The sequence below is a fragment of the Pyrobaculum sp. genome (assembly GCF_049971835.1).
Lineage (GTDB): Archaea > Thermoproteota > Thermoprotei > Thermoproteales > Thermoproteaceae > Pyrobaculum.
Genome location: NZ_JBMFKV010000197.1, coordinates 1 through 3,201, shown reverse-complemented (window position 1 = coordinate 3,201; position 3,201 = coordinate 1). Strand labels below are relative to the sequence as shown.

Annotated in this window: 4 protein-coding genes and 1 pseudogene; 1 reads left to right on the top strand and 4 read right to left on the bottom strand. The window is 59.3% G+C overall.

The genetic code is table 11. From position 1 onward, the window contains the following. Positions 1-426 (top strand): annotated as a pseudogene (locus ACP5J3_RS12215) (hypothetical protein); the annotation flags it as partial. Here ACP5J3_RS12215 and ACP5J3_RS12210 read toward each other — a convergent pair. The 4 genes from ACP5J3_RS12210 to ACP5J3_RS12195 all read right to left on the bottom strand — a co-directional run. Continuing rightward, positions 373-1,185, bottom strand: coding sequence for an EamA family transporter (locus ACP5J3_RS12210; protein ID WP_428495943.1), 813 nt, complete (start codon positions 1,183-1,185; stop codon positions 373-375). The pseudogene ACP5J3_RS12215 and the gene ACP5J3_RS12210 sit on opposite strands and share 54 nt — an antisense overlap. A 28-nt stretch (positions 1,186-1,213) precedes the next feature. Then, positions 1,214-1,381, bottom strand: a complete 168-nt coding sequence (locus ACP5J3_RS12205; protein ID WP_428495942.1) for a ribbon-helix-helix domain-containing protein — start codon at positions 1,379-1,381, stop codon at positions 1,214-1,216. A gap of 22 nt (positions 1,382-1,403) precedes the next feature. Further along, complete coding sequence (locus ACP5J3_RS12200; RefSeq protein ID WP_428495941.1) at positions 1,404-2,435, bottom strand: NAD(P)/FAD-dependent oxidoreductase; 1,032 nt, start codon at positions 2,433-2,435, stop codon at positions 1,404-1,406. A gap of 23 nt (positions 2,436-2,458) precedes the next feature. Beyond that, the coding region (locus ACP5J3_RS12195) for a hypothetical protein (protein WP_428495940.1) at positions 2,459-3,201 on the bottom strand (743 nt) is incomplete at its 5' end.

Sequence of the window (3,201 nt, the reverse complement as noted above, 5' to 3'; positions counted from 1 at the left end):
CTGGCTGGTGCCAACAAGCCAGCTCTAAAAACCGCAGTCTTGATGTACAAAGCCGTGGCGGAGGGAGAGGGGAAGCTGGGACTCAAGAAGAGAAAGAAGAGAGGGGGGTTAGCCGCCGCCCCGGCTGAGAGGTTGAGGAGTCTACAGATCCCGCTCGGCCCTCTACAATCAGCCAGTCTCTATAGTGGAGCAGTCGCTTCTAGAAAACTCCCCCCATATATGAAGTTATGTAACGGCGTGGTTCTCACACGCTGTTGGAACAGTGAGGCTTGGGAGGTTGCTATTGTTGTGGAGGCTACTCCCATCAGCGACACGGCGTATCGAGTTAAAGAAGCTAGTCAGACCGTCGTCAGGTCTTCATTTTTCCGGTGTCTAGTTACTCATCACACTAATCGCTATGCCAAGCCCCACCAGAGCCGCTCCTAATATGTGTTTCGGAGAGATCTCCGACTTGTTAACGACTCTGTCGAGTATCTGGGAGAGTATTGGAGTTAGGGAGGTTGCTATTACGGTGGCGGCTACTCCTATCTGCGACATGGCGTATATAAACGCGGTGGATCCAAGGGCTAGGCCCACCACGCCTGACAAAACCGCGTATAAGATACCCAGCCTCTGAGCCCCGTTGAAATTGGTGAATAGCGAGAAGAGGGGGGCCAACACGGCCGACCTAACTACGGCGATGGTGTAGGGACTTGCCTCTCTAGACGCGACGCCGAGCAACGCGGAGGCAACTCCCCAGCTCAGGGAGGCCGCGGCCCCGTACAAGACGCCGACCCCCCTAGGCCTCCCGCCAAGGGCTATGTATATACCTGCAAACGCCAGCAAGGCGCCCGCCGCGGCCCCAAGCCTCGCGCCCTCTAGGCCCAGCGCCGTTGCGAATAGCTGCGCTGTGAATATGTACGTATAGCTCACAGTCACCGCTGTGGCCACGCCGCTGTGCGTCAACGCCTTGAAGTAGGCGTAGTCCCCCAAGCCGGGGCCTAGAAGCGCCGAGGCCGCCACCAACATCGCCGTCGCGGCGCCTATTTTGAAATCCGCCAGTGGGAGGAGCGCTACTAGAGCCACGGCGTTGCGCACAGCCACCAGGGCTTGTGAAGATACGCCTCTCCTAGACGCGGCGTATGCCAGCGGCGCGTTGATAGAAAAAGCGAGAGTCGCGACAAGCGCGGAGAGTAGCCCAAACATGGCTCCCCAGTAAGGTTTTGATATAAATCTAGACCCCGTCCAGCTTATACCTGGCCAGTAGCTCTCTAAGCGCCGCTCTGATGGCCTCGCTACGGCTGGGGTAGGCTCCGGCTTTCACAAGCTCGTCCAGCGCCTCTAGATACGGCTGGGGTATGTGGAAAGATATGAGGACCATCTTCTCCTTTGCCTTGTCCACGTTTCGTCAGATTACTCAATTTTTAACTATTGCGTAGTAGTACGCCGCCCCAGTCGTGCCTCTCGGCCACCTCACATGGGTTGAACCGCCTCTGGAGGGGCATTTTTTCAAGTCTAAAAACGTCGTCTGCGCCGCCTCCCGCCACGAGATCCGCCAGTCGCCGCGCGAGGGCAGGCCCCACCATGCTTCCGTAGCCGTTGAACCCCCCTATAACGTATAGATTCTCCAGACCTGGGTACTTGCCGTACAGCGGCCCGCCGTGGGGCCCCACCTCGCAGTACCCCGTCTTCACGTAGAGAGGCACAGCCACGCCGAGCCTCTTCGACATTAAGTTTCTCATCCTGTCGGCGTAGTTGGGGGGCGGCCCCTCGCCGTACCTCCCGCAACCGTCCCCCGCAATGTAGAACGGCGGCGCGGCGGGCCTCCCGTACCAGCCGAGCACGTAGTCGCCGATGCTGTAGCGCCTCGCCCTCCAGCTGACGAGGGAAAGCACGGCGTAGCACTCGTAGGGCGCCAGGGGGACCTCCAAGCCGGCGTCCCTCGCTATTAGGCTGTTTCTATACCCGGCGGCGAGAATCACCACATCCCCCTCAATCTTTCTGCCGTTCGCCACCACGTATGCCCTGCCCCCCTCCACTTTAAGTAGCCCGTAGTCCTCCGAGAAGCCCAGCATCTTCCGCAACGTGCGGACCACGCGCCTCACCGGCACTAGGTAGTCGGTGGTGATGACGGCAATTTCGTCGGGGTCAAGCCGCAGCCCCTCCACTCTATCCACCACGTCGTGCGGCACGCGGCTGAGCGGCGACAGGTCAACCCACCTGGGGAGTATGTCGACAGACGTCACCTCCCTGAGATGTGTAAATCGCCTGTAAATCTCCAGGCTCTCCCGGGCGAGCTCCACATCTTCTACATGCGGCATGGAGGTGGTGAGGACGAGCGAGGTCAGGGGGTAGGTCAACTCGCCGCCGACCCCAACTACGTCGAAACCGCGCTCTCTGAGGAAGTAGGCTGTGAAGACCCCCGCTATGCCTCCCCCGAGCACCACCACCTTCACGTTACCGGCGGGTGCGGCCGGGTTTAAAAAAGCATCCCGAGCAACGAGACCAGGAGCTGGGTGGGGACAATCGTCGTCTCCCGGTACTCCATCAACCCCAGCGCTATCAGCTTCGTGAGGTGGGGATCTGTGAGAAAGGCTTGCGGCATGGTCGGCACCAGTATTGAGAGCAACGCATCTTTTTCATATGTAGCCTCTCTGGGGAGCACAGTCTTCAGCTTCTCAATTATGCACTGCTCGTTCACTATGTGGCTGTTTTGGTAGTACTCAAACTCTAGGTAGTTGGAGATGTGGATATTCCACCCCTCGGCCTGGGCCAAGGTCTCGAAGAGGCCGTCTAGGTAGTCGTTGCCAAGCGGCCTAAAGGCCGCCCTCCTGCCAGACGCGGCTATGAACAAAGCCCCGAGGTAGGGGTCTGGGTAAAGGGAGGCGAACTCGTCGCCGTGGGGCACGTCTGCGGAGAAGTAGGCGAAGTGTTTGTAGCCGTTTGGGAGCACTATGTACAGCCAGCAGGGGTCCAGGTGCTCGCCGTACTTCTGCACGCCGGCCTCCACGAGCTTCGCGATGAACATCCCAAGGTCGAAGAGCCCATACAGCCGCGTGGAGATCAGCGAAACGGTGGTGATAAGTTGCGGCGTGAGCACGGGGGGCGGCGGGTACTGAAGAAGCTTAGCTCTGCCAGAGCTCTGCACGTCCATCACCGGTAGGCTGTTAATATCTGTTGCTTTGTCGCTCGCCGCCACAAACGTCGGCGTTGATAAAGGGG

Coding starts and splice junctions, on each gene's coding strand:
- ACP5J3_RS12210 (WP_428495943.1), bottom strand. CDS start 1,185: ATGTTTGGGCTACTCTCCGCGCTTGTCGCGACTCTCGCTTTTTCTATC.